A 15,562-nucleotide genomic window follows, 5' to 3' on the forward strand; every position below is an offset into this window, starting at 1 on the left:
GTGTTTTGCTCCCTCCCCCCTCTGGGGGAGGGCTGGGGTGGGGGCCAGCGGCGCATCGAGCACAGCCGCTTTGCAAAAAGCCGCGTGCCCCCATCCCCGCCTTCCCCCAGAGGGGGAAGGAGCAAGACCGGTCAGCGGTCCCAACGGAACTTGCGCTCCGACTCCGCGATGGGCTGGTCGTTGATGCTCGCGTAGCGCTTCTGCATCAGGCCGTTCTCGGCGAACTCCCAGTTCTCGTTGCCATGGCTGCGGAACCATTGGCCCGCGGCGTCGTGCCATTCGTACTCGAAGCGCACCGCGATGCGGTTGTCCATGAAGGCCCAGAGCGTCTTCTTCAGGCGGTAGTCGGTCTCGCGCTCCCACTTGCGGGTGAGGAACTCCACCACCTGCTCGCGGCCATTGACGAAGTCGGCGCGGTTGCGCCATTCGGTGTCGGGCGTGTAGGCCAGGCTCACGCGAACCGGGTCGCGGGTGTTCCACGCATCTTCGGCGGCCTGGACCTTCTTGGTCGCGGTCTCGAGGGTGAAGGGCGGCAGCGGCGGGCGGGATTCCATGAGGGGGCTTTCTTTCGATGGTTGAGGGGTTGTCGAGGGCCGCAATGTGCCACGAGTAGACAGGTCTGTCTACATGCCTACAATCGCGCCATGGACATCTCCGCACTGCCCGCGCGCGAGCGCATCCTCGTCACCTCGCACGATCTCTTCTATCGCGACGGCATCCGCGCCACCGGCATCGATCGCGTGATCGCCGCCTCGGGCGTCACCAAGGTCACCTTCTACCGGCACTTCCCGTCGAAGGACGACCTGGTGCGCGAGTTTCTCGACCACCGGCACACGCGGTGGATGGCATGGTTCGTCGATGCGCTGGGCCGGCGCGGCGCGCACGAGCGCGCAGGCGACGCCCACGCCCTGCTGCTGCTGGCCGACGTGATGGCCGAGTGGTTCGCCGACCCGGTGTTCCGCGGCTGCGCGTTCATCAACGCGACGGCCGAAGTGGGCGGCAGCGTGGAAGGCGCGCTGGAGCGCTCGCGCGAGCACAAGCGCGAAATGGTCGAGGTCATCGCAAGCCTGCTGCCCGCGCAAACGCCCGCTCGCATGGCGCTCGCGCAGGCCGCGGGCATCGGCGTGGACGGCGCCATCATCAAGGCCCAGATGGGCAATGCCGCCGTGGCGCGCGAAGCCGTGGAGGATCTGCGGCGGCTGCTTCAGGCGCTTGTGGCCTCCGCCGGAGAAGTTACTTCACGACCATCAGCGTGAACGGCCACACATAGGCCTGCAGCGTCACGTAGAAACCGACCAGGCACGCCAGCGCGATGGAGTGGAAGAACACATAGCGCAGGATCTCGCCTTCGTGGTTGAACCAGCGCGTGGCGGTGGAGGCGACCACGATCGACTGCGCATCGATCATCTTGCCCATCACGCCGCCCGAGCTGTTGGCCGCGCCCATGAGGTTGGGGCTCAGGCCCAGCTGGTCGGCCGCCACCCTCTGCATGCCGCCGAAGAGCACGTTCGATGCGGTGTCCGAGCCCGTGAGCGCCACGCCCAGCCAGCCCATCAGCGTGCCGAAGAACGGATAGAACATGCCGGTGTTCGCGAAGGCCAGGCCCAGCGTGGTGTCCAGCCCCGAGTACCGCGTGAGCGTGCCGAGCGCGAGCATCAGCATGATGGTGAGCAGCGAGAACTTCACCAGCCACAGCGTGCGGCCGTAGGCGGCGATGAGCTGGATCGGGTTGTACTTCATCACCAGCCCGCCCACGATGGCCGACACCAGGATGCCGGTGCCCGTCGCCGAGAGCAGCAGCAGCTGGTACACCGCGCCTTCCTTCGTCGGCTTGGGCACCACCGGCGCCACCTTCTCGATCATGTTGTGCAGGCCATCGATGGGGAAGTTGGGTGCGAAGATGCCGTTGAGCCAGGTCTTGACCGAGGGCAGGCCCCAGACGAACACGAACACGGTGAGGATGAGCCACGGCGTCCAGGCGCGCACGATGTCGGCGCTCGAATGCTTCCTGGGTGCCACGACCGGGCCGGCCTCGCCGCCGTCTTTCTCGTGGCCCTTGAGCGAGACCGAGGTCCACACGGTCTTGGGTTTCCATACGCGCAGGAAGAGCACCAGGCACACCATCGAGACGATGGCCGCGATGATGTCCACCAGCTCGGGGCCGATGTAGTTCGACACCAGGAACTGCGGGATCGCGAACGACAGGCCCGTCACCAGGATGGCCGGCCACACCTGCATCATTCCCTTGCGCCCCGCGAAGGCCCAGATGAGCCAGAACGGCACGAGCAGCGAAAAGAACGGCAGCTGCCGCCCGATCATCGCGGTGACAGCCATGAGGTCATAGCCATGCACCTTGGCCAGCGTGATCACCGGCGTGCCCAGCGCGCCAAAGGCCACCGGCGCGGTGTTGGCAATGAGCGAGAGCCCCGAGGCGGCGAGCGGCGAGAAGCCCAGTCCGATGAGGATCGCCGCAGTCACCGCCACCGGTGTGCCGAAGCCGGCCGCGCCCTCGAAGAAGGCGCCGAAGGCGAAGGCGATCAGCAGCAGTTGCAGGCGCCGGTCTTCGGTGATGCCGGCAATGGAGTCCTGCAGTATCTGGAAGCTGCCGTTCTGCTGCGTGAGTTGCTGCAGGAAGATGATGTTCAGCACGATCCAGCCGATGGGCAGGAGGCCGGTGATGCCGCCCAGAAAGGCCGCCTTGCCCGCCATGTCGGCCGGCATGCCGAAGGCGAAGACCGCGATGAGTACGGCGCTCAGCAGCCCGAGCCCCGCCGCGTAGTGCGCCTTGACATGCAAGAGCCCGAGGCACACGAGCATGACCACCACAGGTATCGCGGCCAGTGCCGTCGATACCACCATATTGCCGAACGGGTTGTAAACCTGTTGCCAGACCATGAGTTTGTCTCCTGCTGTTGGATTTGGTTATGAGACGGTGTGCAAAACGCACCGAAAAATCGCCGAAGGCAACACAAGACAAACGAGAACGACGCCACGAGCCACCGACAGCGATTCGCTAACATCCTACCCCCGGCACGCAACAGCACATGGCATCCACGCGACTCCCCTCGACCCAGGGCCTGCAGGCCTTCGAGGCCGTCGCACGGCTGCGCAGCGTGAACCTCGCGGCCGAGGAACTCAGCGTCACGCCCAGCGCGGTGAGCCACCGCATCCGGCAGCTGGAGACGCAGCTCGAACTCAAGCTTTTCACCGGCAACGACTTCGGCCTGAGCGCCGATGGCGTGGCCTACCTGGCCCGCGTGCGCGAGGCCATCGCGGCGCTGCAGCAGGTGCCCGGCCGCGAGCCCGCCTCGCAGGTGCGGCGGCTGCGCGTGGCGGTGACGCCCACCTTCTCGCGCCAGATGCTGCTGCCGCGGCTTGCGCGGTTTCGCGACGCCTATCCGAACATCGAGCTGATGCTGCAGGTGACCATGCCCGTGCGCAACATGACGGCCGAGGAGGCCGACCTGGAGCTGCGCTTCGGCACCGGGCCTTTTCACGACAGGGAGTTCTGCCAGTTGCTGGCCGACGACGTGGCGCCCGCCTGCAGCCCCGCGTACCTGCAGCGCCACGGGCCGTTCGACGGCTTCGCGACCGATGCGGAGGTCGCGCGCGTCCAGTTGCTGCGCACCCCGCTCGAATCGTGGCGCACCTGGTTCAAGGCGCATGGCATCGGCCTGCCGGAGCCGGCCACGGGCCACCAGTTCAACGACCTGGGCCTGGCACTCGATGCGGCGGCCGAAGACTTCGGCGTGGTGCTCATGCACCTGAAGCTGGGCAGTGCGTGGCTGGAAAACGGACGCCTGGTGCGGCTCTCGGCCGAGAGCGTGCCCTCGCCCAACGCGTACTTCCTCTGCTGGCGGCCAGGGGCCATGGAGCGCTGGGAATGCGCGACCTTCGTCGAGTGGCTGCGGCAGGCGTTGCGGGACTGACTGGCCGGCTGAATTCTTTTCAGGCCCGGCCTGGGTATTTTTCAGATGGGCATCCGTTTCGGGCGCCACACTCGGCCCGCGGCGGAGCCTGCCCATAATGCCCGCTCGCGCGATCGAACACACAGAGACAACCCAGGAGACTCCCCCGTGGCCGACCTTTCCAAGATCACCAACATCGAAGACCTGCGGGTGATCGCCAAGCGGCGTGTGCCGAAGATGTTCTACGACTACGCCGACTCCGGCGCGTGGACCGAGGGCACCTACCGCGCCAACGAGAGCGACTTTCAAAAGATCAAGCTGCGCCAGCGCGTGGCGGTGAACATGGAGGGCCGCTCCACCCGCACCACCATGATCGGCCAGGACGTGGCCATGCCCGTGGCCATTGCGCCCACCGGCCTCACCGGCATGCAGCACGCCGACGGCGAGATCCTCGGCGCCCGCGCGGCCAAGGCCTTCGGCATCCCGTTCACGCTCTCGACCATGAGCATCTGCTCGCTGGAAGACATCGCCGAGAACACCGACCGCCACCCCTTCTGGTTCCAGCTCTACGTGATGAAGGACCGCGACTTCATCGAACGCCTGATCGAACGCGCCAAGGCCGCCAACGTGACTGCGCTGCAGCTCACGCTGGACTTGCAGATCCTCGGCCAGCGCCACAAGGACATCAAGAACGGCCTCACCGCGCCGCCCAAGCCCACCATCAAGAACCTCATCAACCTTGCGACCAAGCCGCGCTGGTGCATGGGCATGCTGGGCACGAAGCGCCGCACCTTCGGCAACATCGCGGGCCACGCCAAGGGCGTGAAGGATCTGTCGTCGCTCTCGGCATGGACCTCCGAGCAATTCGACCCCGCTTTGAGCTGGGCCGATGTGGAGTGGATCAAGAAGCTCTGGGGCGGCAAGCTCATCCTGAAGGGCATCATGGACGTGGAAGACGCGCGTCTTGCAGCCAACAGCGGCGCCGATGCGCTCATCGTGTCGAACCACGGCGGCCGCCAACTGGACGGAGCGCCCTCTTCCATCGCCGCGCTGCCGGCCATCGTCGAAGCGGTGGGCAGCGAGATCGAGGTGTGGATGGATGGCGGCGTCCGCAGCGGACAGGACGTGCTCAAGGCCCGTGCGCTCGGCGCCCGCGGCACGATGATCGGCCGCAGCTTTCTCTACGGCCTCGGCGCCCACGGGCAAGAGGGCGTGACGCGCGCGCTGCAGATCATCCACAAGGAACTGGACATCACCATGGCCTTCTGCGGCCGCACGCAGATCGACACGGTCGACTCCAGCATCCTGCTTCCCGGCACCTTCTGAAAAGAAGAAAGGGGAAGAAAGAGACAGGGCGACAAGGCCACTTCGACGGCAGGTGGATGCGGCGCCTGCCGACACGCACGGCGGACACGCGGGCCAGAATGTTGGAGCGATAACAACATAGCCGCCCCGCATGGCGGCAAAGCCACCATGAGCGCAGTCACGCCCACTCAGGGAGGCCAGACGGCCTCTTCCTCTTCGCCCCCGCACTACACCGCCGAAGAAAAACGGCACCGCGTCTTCGCCATCATGGCGGCCTCGTCGGGCAACCTGGTCGAGTGGTTCGACTTCTACGTCTACGCGTTCTCGGCGCTCTATTTCGCGCCGGCCTTCTTCCCCAAGTCGGACCCCACCGCGCAGTTGCTCAACACGGCCGGCGTGTTCGCGGCCGGCTTCCTCATGCGGCCCATCGGCGGCTGGCTCTTCGGCCGCGTGGCCGACCGGCTCGGGCGCAAGACCTCGATGCTGATCTCGGTGACGATGATGTGCGGCGGCTCGCTCGTCATCGCGTGCCTTCCGACCTACGCGCAGATCGGTGCGTGGGCGCCGTTCCTGCTGCTGGTGTGCCGGCTGTTCCAGGGCCTCTCGGTCGGCGGCGAATATGGCACCACGGCAACCTACATGAGCGAGGTGGCGCTGCGCGGCCAGCGCGGTTTCTTCTCGTCGTTCCAATACGTCACGCTGATCGGCGGGCAACTGCTCGCGGTGCTCGTGATCGTGGTGCTGGAGCAGTTGCTCACCGAGGCCGAGCTCAAGTCGTGGGGCTGGCGCATTCCGTTCGTGATCGGCGCCATTGCCGCGGTCGTGGCGCTGCTGCTGCGCCGCACGCTGCATGAAACGCAGAGCGCCGAAGCCAAGGCCAACAAGGAGGCCGGCAGCATGGCAGGGCTCTTCAAGCACCACACGCCGGCGTTCCTCACGGTGCTGGGGTACACGGCCGGCGGCTCGCTGATCTTCTACACCTTCACCACCTACATGCAGAAGTACCTGGTGAACACGGTGCACCTGCCGATCAAGACGGCAAGCTATGTGATGACCGGCGCGCTGTTCGTCTACATGTGCATGCAGCCGGTGTTCGGCGCGCTGTCGGACCGCATCGGGCGTCGCAACAACATGCTGCTGTTCGGTGGCCTGGGTGCGCTGGCCACCGTACCGATCCTGACGGCGCTGCAGTACACGGCGAGCCCGGTACTGGCCTTCGTGCTGATCATCGCGGCGCTGGCGATCGTGAGCTTCTACACGTCGATCAGCGGGATCGTGAAGGCGGAGATGTTTCCGCCCGAGGTGCGCGCGCTGGGCGTGGGCCTGGCCTACGCGGTGGCCAATGCGATCTTCGGCGGATCGGCGGAGTACGTCGCACTGGGGCTCAAGTCACTGGGGCACGAGTCGGCGTTCTTTTGGTATGTGAGCGGGATGATGGTGATTGCGTTCCTGGTGAGCTTGCGGCTTCCGAGGCAGGCGAGCTATTTGCATCACGATCACTGAAGGCCTCTTACGCCGCTGCCGAAGAGAGTTTGTGAAGTATTTCCCAACACATCAACCGATATACAGATATCGCGTGACCTGGCTCTTAAATTGAAAGGCCATCTCCAATAATCGCGGCTCACTTAAAAAGGGAGCGATTTTGAAGAAAACAATTGCCAACAATTTGCCGCGTCTTCGGCTTATTGCTATTGCCACTGCTGCTGTAGCAATTTCCGCATGCGGAGGTGGAGGCGGCGGTGGCGGTGGCGGCGGATTTCCCATCTTGCCCATTGCACCGACACCAGCGCCAGCGCCGGCATCACAGCCGCCAGCACCGGTGGCCGACAACTCGGCCCCCTGCTTCAACGAAGCCGATTTCCGCGAGGGAACGACAGTCGAATTCGAGGGGGCAAAGCCGGGAGCCGGCGCGGAACCCGCGTCATTCCACAGAAAGAGCGTGACCGAGGGGCGAGAAGTGTTTGGCGGCGCCAATCCGATTGCCTTCAACGTCGAGTCGCAAACGGTCCGGATCATGCGTGCGACGCAAACTACCGTCAAAAAGGAATACAAGGATCTTGTCGGTGGGAACATCCTCCTTTACGGCAAGTCCACGGCCTATACACAGACAATCGATCCGGAGCTTGTCGCTTCGCTTCCCGTCGGCTTCCCCAGGGATCAGGCCACTACCTTTTCCCAGACTTTCGAGCCACCCTTCTCTTTCCCGGTCGATATGAAGCCTGGGCAAGTGGTCAGTCAGAAATCGTCGGTCACCAAGAGCACCGTTTTCAACGGGCGCAGCGAATCGGCGACTTCCATCCCCGCCACTGGCGAGCTCACCTACCAAGGCCGCGAGAAGCTGGAAACACCGCTGGGCACCTTCGACACCTGCAAGCTCTCGCTGAAGATCACGGTCGGCGCTTCGGTGATCTCGAAGGACACCACCCAGGAGCTCTGGCTGGCTGCCGAGGGCCCCTATCGAGGCCAGCTGCTCAAGGGCAGCGATGCGAAATCGACGAAGCTCGTGACGAAGATGACCTACTCACCCAAGTAATCGAGCAGGCGATTCAAGCAAAACGGACCCCTCGGGGTCCGTTTTTCATTGCAGCTCGAATATCCGCTTCATCTCCACCCACTTCTCCCCTTCAGACGTCCAGGGCGTGGGCGCCTGAAACTTCCACATCAACGCTTCCCACTCCCGAATCTTCGGATCGTTGCGCGTCGCGGCCGCCATCGCCTCGGCGTCATACCGCCCATCGTCCGTCTCCATCAGCATCACCATGCGCGTGCCGAGCCGGTAGATCTCCATCCCCGTCACGCCATGCGCATGCAGGTGCGCGCGCACCTCGGGCCAGATGTTCCGGTGATAAGCCTCGTACTCGGCGATCAGCGCCGGGTCGTCTTTCAGGTCGAGGGCGAGGCAGTGGCGCATGGTTCGTTCTGTCCGGTAGTCGATGGGAATGCAAGAGTGAGCGATCAGGTCAGCGCCCGGTCCAGGTGCGTATACCCACCGTCCACGAACACCCACTGCCCCGTCGTATGCGAAGAAGCCGTGTCGGAAAGCAGGAACACCACGCTGTTCGCAATCTCCTGCGGCGTGGTCATCCGGCGCCCCAGGGGAATCTTGTCGGTGATGGTCGCGAGCTTGCGGTCGGGCTCGTCGAAGGCCGAAATCCAGCGTTGGTACAGCGGCGTCATCACCTCGGCGGGAATCACCGCGTTGACGCGCACGCCGTCCTCCAGCAACGATGCGGCCCACTCGCGCGTCAGCGACAACTGCGCCCCCTTGGCCGCGGTGTAGCCGCTGGTATTGCCCTGCCCTGTCAGTGCCGTCTTCGAAGAGATGTTCACGATGGCCCCGCGGCTCGCCTTCAGGTGCGGCAGGCAGAAATGCGCCATCACGTAGTAGTGGATGAGGTTCCGGTCCAGCGACGCGATGAACGCTTCGCGCCCCGCTTCGAGCCCCACGCTGTCGTTCACACCCGCGTTGTTGACCAGCCCATCGATGCGCCCGAACTCCGCGACCGTGCTTTCGATCGCCTTGCCGCAAGCCGCCTCTTCCATCAGCTCGAACTGAAGAAACCGCGCCCGCGGCTGCAGCCCACGCAGTTCTTCTTCGAATGCCGCATCCAGCGGATTCTTCCCGCAGATCACCGGCACCGCCCCCTCGCGCGCGAGCGTGAGCGAGATGGCCGCGCCGATGCCGCTGCCGCCACCGGTGACGAGCACCACCTTGTCTTTCAGATTCAAGTCCATGACCGCGCGACGCCCTTCTTCTTGTTGCTCACTCACTTATCCACGAAAGCGGTAACGCTCGAGCGACGCAGGCTTCATCGTGATCGAGAAGCCCGCCTCCGTCGGCGGCATGTACGTCGCATCGCGCACCACGCAGGGCTCGACGAAGTGTTCGTGCAGGTGGTCCACATACTCGATCACCCGCCCTTCGCGCGTGCCCGAGATACAGAGGTAGTCGATCATCGACAGGTGCTGCACGTACTCGCACAGCCCCACGCCCCCGGCGTGCGGGCACACGGGCAGCTTGTACTTCGCGGCCATCAGCATCACCGCCAGGATCTCGTTCACGCCGCCGAGGCGGCATGAGTCGATCTGCACCACGTCGATGGCGCCGCGCATGATGAACTGCTTGAACATGATGCGGTTCTGGCACATCTCGCCCGTGGCCACCTTCACCACCGGCGCGATGCCTTCGCGGATCTTGCGATGGCCTTCGACGTCGTCCGGACTCGTCGGCTCCTCGATGAACCAGGGCTTGGCGAACGCGAGTTGCTTCACCCAGTCGATGGCCTGGTCGACCTCCCAGACCTGGTTTGCATCGATCATCAGATGGCGATCGGGCCCGAGCACCTCGCGCGCCACCGTCAGCCGGCGGATGTCGTCCTGCAGGTCGCGTCCCACCTTCAGCTTGACGTGGTTGAACCCCGCATCGACCGCCTCCTGCGCGAGCCGCCGCAGCTTCTCGTCGGAGTAGCCGAGCCAGCCCGCCGACGTGGTGTAGCAGGGGTAGCCCTCGGCCTTCAGCGTGGCGATGCGCTCCGCCTTGCCGATGGCCGCCTCGCGCAACAACACCAGCGCCTCCTCGGGCGTGATGCAGTCGGTGATGTAGCGAAAGTCGATGCAGCGCACCAGTTCCTCGGGGCTCATGTCCGCCACGAGTTGCCACACCGGCTTGCCTTCGGACTTGGCCCACAGGTCCCACACCGCATTGACCACCGCGCCGGTCGCCAGGTGGATCGCGCCCTTGTCGGGGCCGATCCAGCGCAGTTGGCTGTCCGACGTGATGTACCGCCAGAAGCGGCCCATGTCCTCGGCCACCCACTGCAGGTCGAGCCCGACGACCAGGTGGCGCATCGCCTCGATGGCCGCGCAGCAGATCTCGTTGCCGCGGCCGATGGTGAAGGTCAGGCCATGGCCTTCGAGCCCCGGCTGGTCGGTCTCCAGCACGACGTATGCCGCGGAGTAGTCCGGGTCGGGGTTCATCGCGTCGGAGCCGTCGAGCTGCTGCGACGTGGGAAAGCGCACGTCCAGTACGCGCATGGATCGAACGATGGTCATGAACAGGGTCTTCGGAGAGAAAAGGGATCAGTCGTACAGCACCGCGGCGATCTTGGGATCGGTGATGTTGGTCTTGTCGTACCAGAAGAAGCCCGTGTCCACGACCTTGGGCAGCTTCTCGCCCTTGATCGCCTTCACCGCCATCTCCACGGTCTTGTAGCCCATGCCCACCGGGTTCTGCGTGATCGCGCCGGCCATGCTGCCGTCGGCGATGGCGTTCTTCTGCTGCTTGCCCGAGTCGTAGCCGATGATCACGACCTTGCCGCTCCGCTTCATCTCCTTCACACCGTTGACCACACCGATGGCGGAGCCCTCGTTGGCGCCGAAGATGCCCTTGAGGTTCGGCGAGGCCTGCAAGATCGACTTGGTGATCTCGGTCGATTTCAGCTGGTCGCCGCCGCCGTACTGCACGCTCACGATCTTGATGTTCGGGTAGGTCGACTTGATGCGGTTCACGAAGCCGTCGCGCCGGTCCACGCCGGTGCGGCTGGTCTGGTCGTGCACCACGAGTGCCACTTCGCCCGACTTGCCGATCAGCTCGGCCATCTTGTCGGCGGCGAGCGCGGCGGCAGCCTTGTTGTCGGTCGTGGTGGTGGTCACAGGAATGTCGCTGTCCACGCCCGAGTCGAACGCCACCACGGGAATCTTCGCGGCCTGCGCCTTCTTCAAGAGCGGAATGGCGGCCTGGCTGTCGAGCGCTGCAAAGCCGATGGCCTGCGGCTTCTTGGCGAGCGCGGCGGAGAGCATGTCGATCTGCTTGTCGACCATCGACTCCGACTCGGGTCCCTCGAAGCTGACCTTCACCTTCAGGTCCTTGGCCGCCTGCTCGGCGCCGGACTTCACGGCCTGCCAGAACTGATGCTGGAAGCCCTTGGACACGAGCGGAATGTAGATCTCCTGCGCCTGCTGTGCCTGCTGTGCCTGCACCAGGCCCGACAGGCCGATGAGGGCCACGCCCAGCGTGGTGGTGACTGCTCTTCGTTGAATCATGCCAAGGTCTCCTGTGGTTGTAGAAATGAAATGGGGAAAGCAGGAAGCGGGGAGCGGTTCAGTGCTTGTTGCTGCTGCTGCGGCGGCGCAGGATGTCCGCGTACACGGCCAGGATGATGATCACGCCCGTGATCACCGTCTGCCACTCCTGTGCGACCGAGAGAATGCGCAGCCCGTTGGTCAGCACGCTCATGATGAAGGCGCCGATGATCGTGCCGACGATGGTGCCGGTGCCGCCGCTGAGCGAGGTGCCGCCGATGACCACGGCCGCGATGGCATCGAGTTCGTAGCCCTGCCCCAGCGCCGGCTGCGCGGAGTTCAGGCGCGAGGCAATCAGGAGGCCCGCGATGCCGCAAATGCCGCCGCTCACCGTGTAGACAACGACCTTCCAGAAGTCGGTGTTCACGCCCGACAGGCGCACCGCCTCCTCGTTGCTGCCGAGCGCGAAGGTGTAGCGCCCGAGGATGGTCCTGTTGAGCAGGATGCTCGCGGCCACGGCCACCAGGAACAGGATCAGCACCGCATTCGGAATCGGCAGCGACGGGATGAGATCGCCGATCAGCGAGTCCTGCGAAATGGCGGTGAAGCCCGGCGTGTCGTTGAAGTAGATCGGCTTGGTGCCCGAGATCACGAGCGACAGGCCCTTGAGCAGCATCATCATCCCCAGCGTCGCGATGAACGGCGGGATCTTGAGCTTGGCGATCAGCACGCCCGAGACGAACCCGGCCAGCGCGCCGAAGAAGATCGCCGCCGCGATGCCGAGCGCCAGCGGCATGCCCATGTAGGTGAGCACCACGCCGGCCATGACGGCGCAGAAGGTCATGAGCGTGCCCACCGAGAGATCGATGCCCGCGGTGATGATGACGAAGGTGCAGGCGATGGCCAGCACGCCGTTCACCGCGGTCGACTGCAGGATGCTCACGAGGTTGTCGGTCTGCAGGAACTGCGGCGACGCGAAGCTGAAGAACACCATCAGCGCGATGAGGCTGGCGAAGGCCAGGAGTTTCTGCCGCGTGGCGGGCCGAAAGAGCCGCGCTTTCAGCGAAAAGCCGGGCGCGTCCGGGGTGGCGGCGGCGGTGGTAGCGGTGGGGGTCGTCAAGGGGTTGTCTCCAGTCGTCATGCGGTGGCGGCAGCTTCACGCCGGGTGGCGAGCTGCATGATCTTTTCCTGCGAGGCTTCGCGCCCCGCCAGTTCGCCGGTGATGCGGCCTTCGCACATCACCAGCACGCGGTGGCTCACGCGCAATATCTCGGGCAACTCCGAAGAGATGATCACGATGGCCTTGCCCTCTGCGGCCAGTTCGTTGAGCAGCCGATAGATCTCGGCCTTCGCGCCCACGTCGATGCCGCGTGTGGGCTCGTCGAAGAAGAGCACGCTGCAGTCGCGCAGCAGCCACTTGGCGATCACGATCTTCTGCTGGTTGCCGCCCGAGAGCAGCCGCACCTGCTGGTGCACCGAAGGCGTCTTGATGTTGAGCTGCTTCACATAGCGCTTGCCGGCCGCCTCGATGGCCGCCTGGTCGATGAAGACGCCCATCGACAAAAATTTCTTCATGCTCGGCAGCGCGATGTTGGTTTCCACGTCCATGCCGGTCGCCAGGCCGAAGTGCTTGCGGTCTTCGGAGAGGTAGCCGATGCCGTGCGACACCGCATCCTCGGGTGATTTGATCGACACCTTCCTGCCGCGCACGAAAACCTCGCCCGCATCGATGGGGTCAGCACCGAACACCGCGCGTGCGAGCTCCGTGCGGCCCGCGCCCATCAGCCCCGCGAAGCCCAGGATCTCGCCTTTGCGCAGCACGAAGCTCGCATCGCGCACCATCGATCCGCGCGTGATGCCTCGCGCCTCCAGCACGATCTCGTTGCCCGAGGTGTCGGGAAAATCGTTCTCCACCTCGGTGAGCTGGCGGCCCACCATCATGGCGATCAGCGTGTCCATCGGCGTCGCGGCCATCGACACGGTGGCGATGTACTGGCCGTCGCGCATCACGGTCACGCGGTCGGCGATGCGCTTGAGCTCATCCATCTTGTGCGAGATGTAGACGATGGCTACGCCTTGCGACTTGAGCTGGCCGATGATGCGGAACAGGTCGGCCACTTCCTCGTTGTTGAGCGCTGCGGTGGGCTCGTCCATGATGAGCACGCGCGAGTCGAACGAGAGCGCCTTGGCGATCTCCACCATCTGCTGCTTGGCCACCGTGAGTTCGCCGACCGGCGTGTGCGGATCGAGCCGCAGGTTCATGCGATCGAAGATGCGCTGCGTCTCTGTGCGCATGGCATCCTCGTCGATGAAGAAGCCGAATCGCCCGCGCGGCTCGCGGCCGATGAAGATGTTCTGCGCGGCGCTCAGGTGGTTCATCAGGTTCAGTTCCTGATGGATGATCCCGATGCCCAGCGCCTGCGCGGCGCGCGGGCTCGCGATGTCCACGGGCCGGCCGTCGATCAGCACCTCGCCCGAGTCCTTGCTGTAGACGCCGGCCAGCACTTTCATGAGCGTGGACTTGCCCGCGCCGTTCTCCCCCATGAGTGCATGCACCTCGCCGGACCGCAGGTCGAACCGGGCCTTGTCGAGGGCGCGCACGCCGACAAAGGATTTGCAGAGGTCGCGGATGGTGACGATGGGTTGCATGGTGACGCGTTCAGTCCGTCGAGAGGTCATAGAAGCGTTGCGCCGTGCCCCGCCAGACTTGCGCCTGCTCGGTGGCCGAGAGGCCGCCGATGCAGGCCTGGCTGACCGCGATCCAGCCCGCGTAGTCGCCCGCCAGGTTGAGCACCGGCCAGTCGCTGCCCCACATGAGGCGCGCGGGGCCGAAGCTCTCGAGCAGGTGCTCCCACACCGGACGCACGACACGCGCCGCCATGTCGACATCGTGGTGTGCAGCCTGCGGCGATTCGCCCCAGAGGCCCGAGAACTTGCAGCACACCTGCGGCAGCGCCGCAAGCGCATTCATGTGCTTGCGCCAGATGGCAAAGGCTTCGCTGTCGCGTGCACCCAGCGGCGGTTTGGCCGCATGGTCGATCACCACGGGCAGTTGCGGCCACTCCTTCAGAAAGCGGATCAGCGAGGACAGATGCCGCGGCTGCACCAGCGCATCGAAACGCAGGCCCAGGCGCACCAGCGCCCGCACCGCATCGGGACGCGGCATGTGCGTGATCCAGTCGTCGTCGCGCAGGTCTTGCAGCATCGGCCGCACGCCCTTGAACCTGGGGTGCCGCGCCATGCGTTCGATCGACGCCACGGCATCGGGGCTGCTCAAGTCGACCCAGCCGACCACGCCGCCCACCACATCGTTCGCGGTGGCCAGTTCGAGCATGAAGTCGGTTTCGGCTTCCGAATCGGCGGCCTGCACCAGCACCGTCTGCTGTATGCCATGCGCTTGCAACAGGGGCGCGAGATGCTCGGGAAGAAAGTCGCGCACCAGCGGCGCGAGGGCGGGCACATCGGCGCGCAGCCACGCGTAGTCGCCGCGCGCGGGTCGCCAGAAATGATGATGCGAGTCGATGCGCTGTGTCATGCTGCTTGGCACCCTTCGTCTCTCGTCAGATGGTAACGCCGCCGTCGACGAGCACCACCTGTCCGGTCACGAAGCGCGACTCGTCGCCGAGCAGGTACACGACTTGCGGCGCGATGTCTTCGGCCACCGCGAGGCGACCCATGGGCTGGCGTGCGATGAAGTCGCGCTCGGCCTGCTCCGGGTCGGGCGCGGCGGCGATGCGCTCGCGCAGCGAAGGCGTGTCCACCGTGCCGGGGCACAGCGCATTGCAGCGCAGCCCCTGCTTCACATGGTCCGCCGCGAGCGCTTTCGTCATGCCGATCACCGCGGCCTTGGAGGCACCATAGGCAAAGCGGTTCGCAAAGCCCTTGACCGACGAAGCCATCGACGCCATGTTGACGATCGATGCACCACCGCCCTCCTTCTCCGCCTTGTCGAGCATGCCCGGCAGGAAGACGCGCACCATGCGGTACATGCTCTTGACGTTGAGGTCGAAGCTGAAGTCCCATGCGGCCTCGTCGCAATCGAGCACGCTGCCGTGGTGCACGTAGCCTGCGCAGTTGAAGAGGCCGTCGAGCGCGGGCAGTTCGGCGGCCAGCGCGGCGATTGCATCCGCGCTGCGCACATCGAGCACCGCCGTGCGGATGCCGGGCGATGTTTGCGCGAGCTTGTCGAGCAGCCCGGCGTTGATGTCGGTCGCGATCACCTGCGCGCCCTCGCGTGCGCAGGCCAGTGCGGTGGCGAGGCCGATGCCTTGCGCGGCTGCGGTGACGAGGATCGTCTTGTTCTGGAGTCTGTTGGAAGTCATCTGTTC

15 protein-coding genes are annotated in these 15,562 nt (G+C 65.2%); 5 read left to right on the plus strand and 10 right to left on the minus strand.

Annotation, left to right across the window (positions count from 1 at the left end; translation table 11 throughout):
* Positions 1-131: 131 nt before the first annotated feature.
* Positions 132-554 (minus strand): nuclear transport factor 2 family protein, encoded by a 423-nt coding sequence (locus tag J2W23_RS23335; RefSeq protein WP_307650435.1) that lies wholly within the window; start codon positions 552-554, stop codon positions 132-134.
* A 90-nt stretch (positions 555-644) separates the two neighbouring features.
* On the opposite strand from J2W23_RS23335, the gene J2W23_RS23340 reads away from it, so the two are divergent.
* Positions 645-1,256, plus strand: a complete 612-nt coding sequence (locus J2W23_RS23340) for a TetR/AcrR family transcriptional regulator (protein ID WP_307650436.1) — start codon at positions 645-647, stop codon at positions 1,254-1,256.
* Here J2W23_RS23340 and J2W23_RS23345 read toward each other — a convergent pair.
* Positions 1,234-2,895 carry an L-lactate permease gene (locus J2W23_RS23345; protein WP_307650437.1) on the minus strand — a complete coding sequence of 554 codons (1,662 nt, stop codon included), beginning with the start codon at positions 2,893-2,895 and terminating at the stop codon, positions 1,234-1,236. The genes J2W23_RS23340 and J2W23_RS23345 overlap by 23 nt on opposite strands.
* 149 nt (positions 2,896-3,044) lie before the next feature.
* Between J2W23_RS23345 and J2W23_RS23350 the strand changes: the two genes are divergently transcribed.
* From J2W23_RS23350 to J2W23_RS23365, 4 genes are all read left to right on the plus strand, one after another.
* Positions 3,045-3,929, plus strand: a complete 885-nt coding sequence (locus J2W23_RS23350; RefSeq protein ID WP_307650438.1) for a LysR substrate-binding domain-containing protein — start codon at positions 3,045-3,047, stop codon at positions 3,927-3,929.
* 147 nt (positions 3,930-4,076) lie between these two features.
* Entirely contained in the window at positions 4,077-5,234 is a 1,158-nt protein-coding gene (locus J2W23_RS23355) for an alpha-hydroxy acid oxidase (RefSeq protein WP_176661490.1), read from the plus strand.
* Between the two features lie 147 nt (positions 5,235-5,381).
* Positions 5,382-6,716, plus strand: coding sequence for an MFS family transporter (locus J2W23_RS23360; RefSeq protein WP_307650439.1), 1,335 nt, complete (start codon positions 5,382-5,384; stop codon positions 6,714-6,716).
* Positions 6,717-6,855: 139 nt separating this feature from the next.
* Positions 6,856-7,746 carry a hypothetical protein gene (locus J2W23_RS23365; protein ID WP_307650440.1) on the plus strand — a complete coding sequence of 297 codons (891 nt, stop codon included), beginning with the start codon at positions 6,856-6,858 and terminating at the stop codon, positions 7,744-7,746.
* Positions 7,747-7,791: 45 nt separating this feature from the next.
* Here J2W23_RS23365 and J2W23_RS23370 read toward each other — a convergent pair whose 3' ends face one another.
* The 8 genes from J2W23_RS23370 to J2W23_RS23405 are packed head-to-tail and all read right to left on the minus strand — an operon-like array spanning position 7,792 to position 15,556.
* On the minus strand, positions 7,792-8,124 hold the full coding sequence (locus tag J2W23_RS23370) for an L-rhamnose mutarotase (RefSeq protein WP_307650441.1): 333 nt from the start codon (positions 8,122-8,124) through the stop codon (positions 7,792-7,794).
* A gap of 44 nt (positions 8,125-8,168) precedes the next feature.
* Positions 8,169-8,948 carry an SDR family oxidoreductase gene (locus tag J2W23_RS23375; protein WP_307650442.1) on the minus strand — a complete coding sequence of 260 codons (780 nt, stop codon included), beginning with the start codon at positions 8,946-8,948 and terminating at the stop codon, positions 8,169-8,171.
* Between the two features lie 36 nt (positions 8,949-8,984).
* Complete coding sequence (locus J2W23_RS23380; protein WP_307650443.1) at positions 8,985-10,265, minus strand: L-fuconate dehydratase; 1,281 nt, start codon at positions 10,263-10,265, stop codon at positions 8,985-8,987.
* Between the two features lie 27 nt (positions 10,266-10,292).
* Positions 10,293-11,255, minus strand: coding sequence for an ABC transporter substrate-binding protein (locus J2W23_RS23385; protein WP_307650444.1), 963 nt, complete (start codon positions 11,253-11,255; stop codon positions 10,293-10,295).
* 58 nt (positions 11,256-11,313) lie between these two features.
* On the minus strand, positions 11,314-12,354 hold the full coding sequence (locus J2W23_RS23390; protein WP_307650445.1) for an ABC transporter permease: 1,041 nt from the start codon (positions 12,352-12,354) through the stop codon (positions 11,314-11,316).
* A 17-nt stretch (positions 12,355-12,371) separates the two neighbouring features.
* On the minus strand, positions 12,372-13,883 hold the full coding sequence (locus J2W23_RS23395) for a sugar ABC transporter ATP-binding protein (protein ID WP_307650446.1): 1,512 nt from the start codon (positions 13,881-13,883) through the stop codon (positions 12,372-12,374).
* Between the two features lie 10 nt (positions 13,884-13,893).
* The gene (locus J2W23_RS23400) at positions 13,894-14,769 is read right to left on the minus strand and encodes an amidohydrolase family protein (RefSeq protein WP_307650447.1); all 876 of its coding nucleotides are present in this window, start codon (positions 14,767-14,769) and stop codon (positions 13,894-13,896) included.
* A gap of 25 nt (positions 14,770-14,794) precedes the next feature.
* On the minus strand, positions 14,795-15,556 hold the full coding sequence (locus tag J2W23_RS23405; RefSeq protein ID WP_307650449.1) for an SDR family oxidoreductase: 762 nt from the start codon (positions 15,554-15,556) through the stop codon (positions 14,795-14,797).
* Between the last annotated feature and the right edge of the window lie 6 nt (positions 15,557-15,562).

Source organism: Variovorax boronicumulans, from assembly GCF_030812215.1.
GTDB classification, from domain to species: Bacteria; Pseudomonadota; Gammaproteobacteria; order Burkholderiales; family Burkholderiaceae_C; genus Variovorax; species Variovorax boronicumulans_C.

Excerpts from the sequence above, each read along its gene's own strand:
- J2W23_RS23335 (WP_307650435.1), bottom strand. The coding sequence starts at position 554 with ATGGAATCCCGCCCGCCGCTGCCGCCCTTCACCCTCGAGACCGCGACC.
- J2W23_RS23340 (WP_307650436.1), top strand. The coding sequence starts at position 645 with ATGGACATCTCCGCACTGCCCGCGCGCGAGCGCATCCTCGTCACCTCG.
- J2W23_RS23345 (WP_307650437.1), bottom strand. The coding sequence starts at position 2,895 with ATGGTCTGGCAACAGGTTTACAACCCGTTCGGCAATATGGTGGTATCG.
- J2W23_RS23350 (WP_307650438.1), top strand. The coding sequence starts at position 3,045 with ATGGCATCCACGCGACTCCCCTCGACCCAGGGCCTGCAGGCCTTCGAG.
- J2W23_RS23360 (WP_307650439.1), top strand. The coding sequence starts at position 5,382 with ATGAGCGCAGTCACGCCCACTCAGGGAGGCCAGACGGCCTCTTCCTCT.
- J2W23_RS23370 (WP_307650441.1), bottom strand. The coding sequence starts at position 8,124 with ATGCGCCACTGCCTCGCCCTCGACCTGAAAGACGACCCGGCGCTGATC.
- J2W23_RS23375 (WP_307650442.1), bottom strand. The coding sequence starts at position 8,948 with ATGGACTTGAATCTGAAAGACAAGGTGGTGCTCGTCACCGGTGGCGGC.
- J2W23_RS23380 (WP_307650443.1), bottom strand. The coding sequence starts at position 10,265 with ATGACCATCGTTCGATCCATGCGCGTACTGGACGTGCGCTTTCCCACG.
- J2W23_RS23385 (WP_307650444.1), bottom strand. The coding sequence starts at position 11,255 with ATGATTCAACGAAGAGCAGTCACCACCACGCTGGGCGTGGCCCTCATC.
- J2W23_RS23395 (WP_307650446.1), bottom strand. The coding sequence starts at position 13,883 with ATGCAACCCATCGTCACCATCCGCGACCTCTGCAAATCCTTTGTCGGC.
- J2W23_RS23400 (WP_307650447.1), bottom strand. The coding sequence starts at position 14,769 with ATGACACAGCGCATCGACTCGCATCATCATTTCTGGCGACCCGCGCGC.
- J2W23_RS23405 (WP_307650449.1), bottom strand. The coding sequence starts at position 15,556 with ATGACTTCCAACAGACTCCAGAACAAGACGATCCTCGTCACCGCAGCC.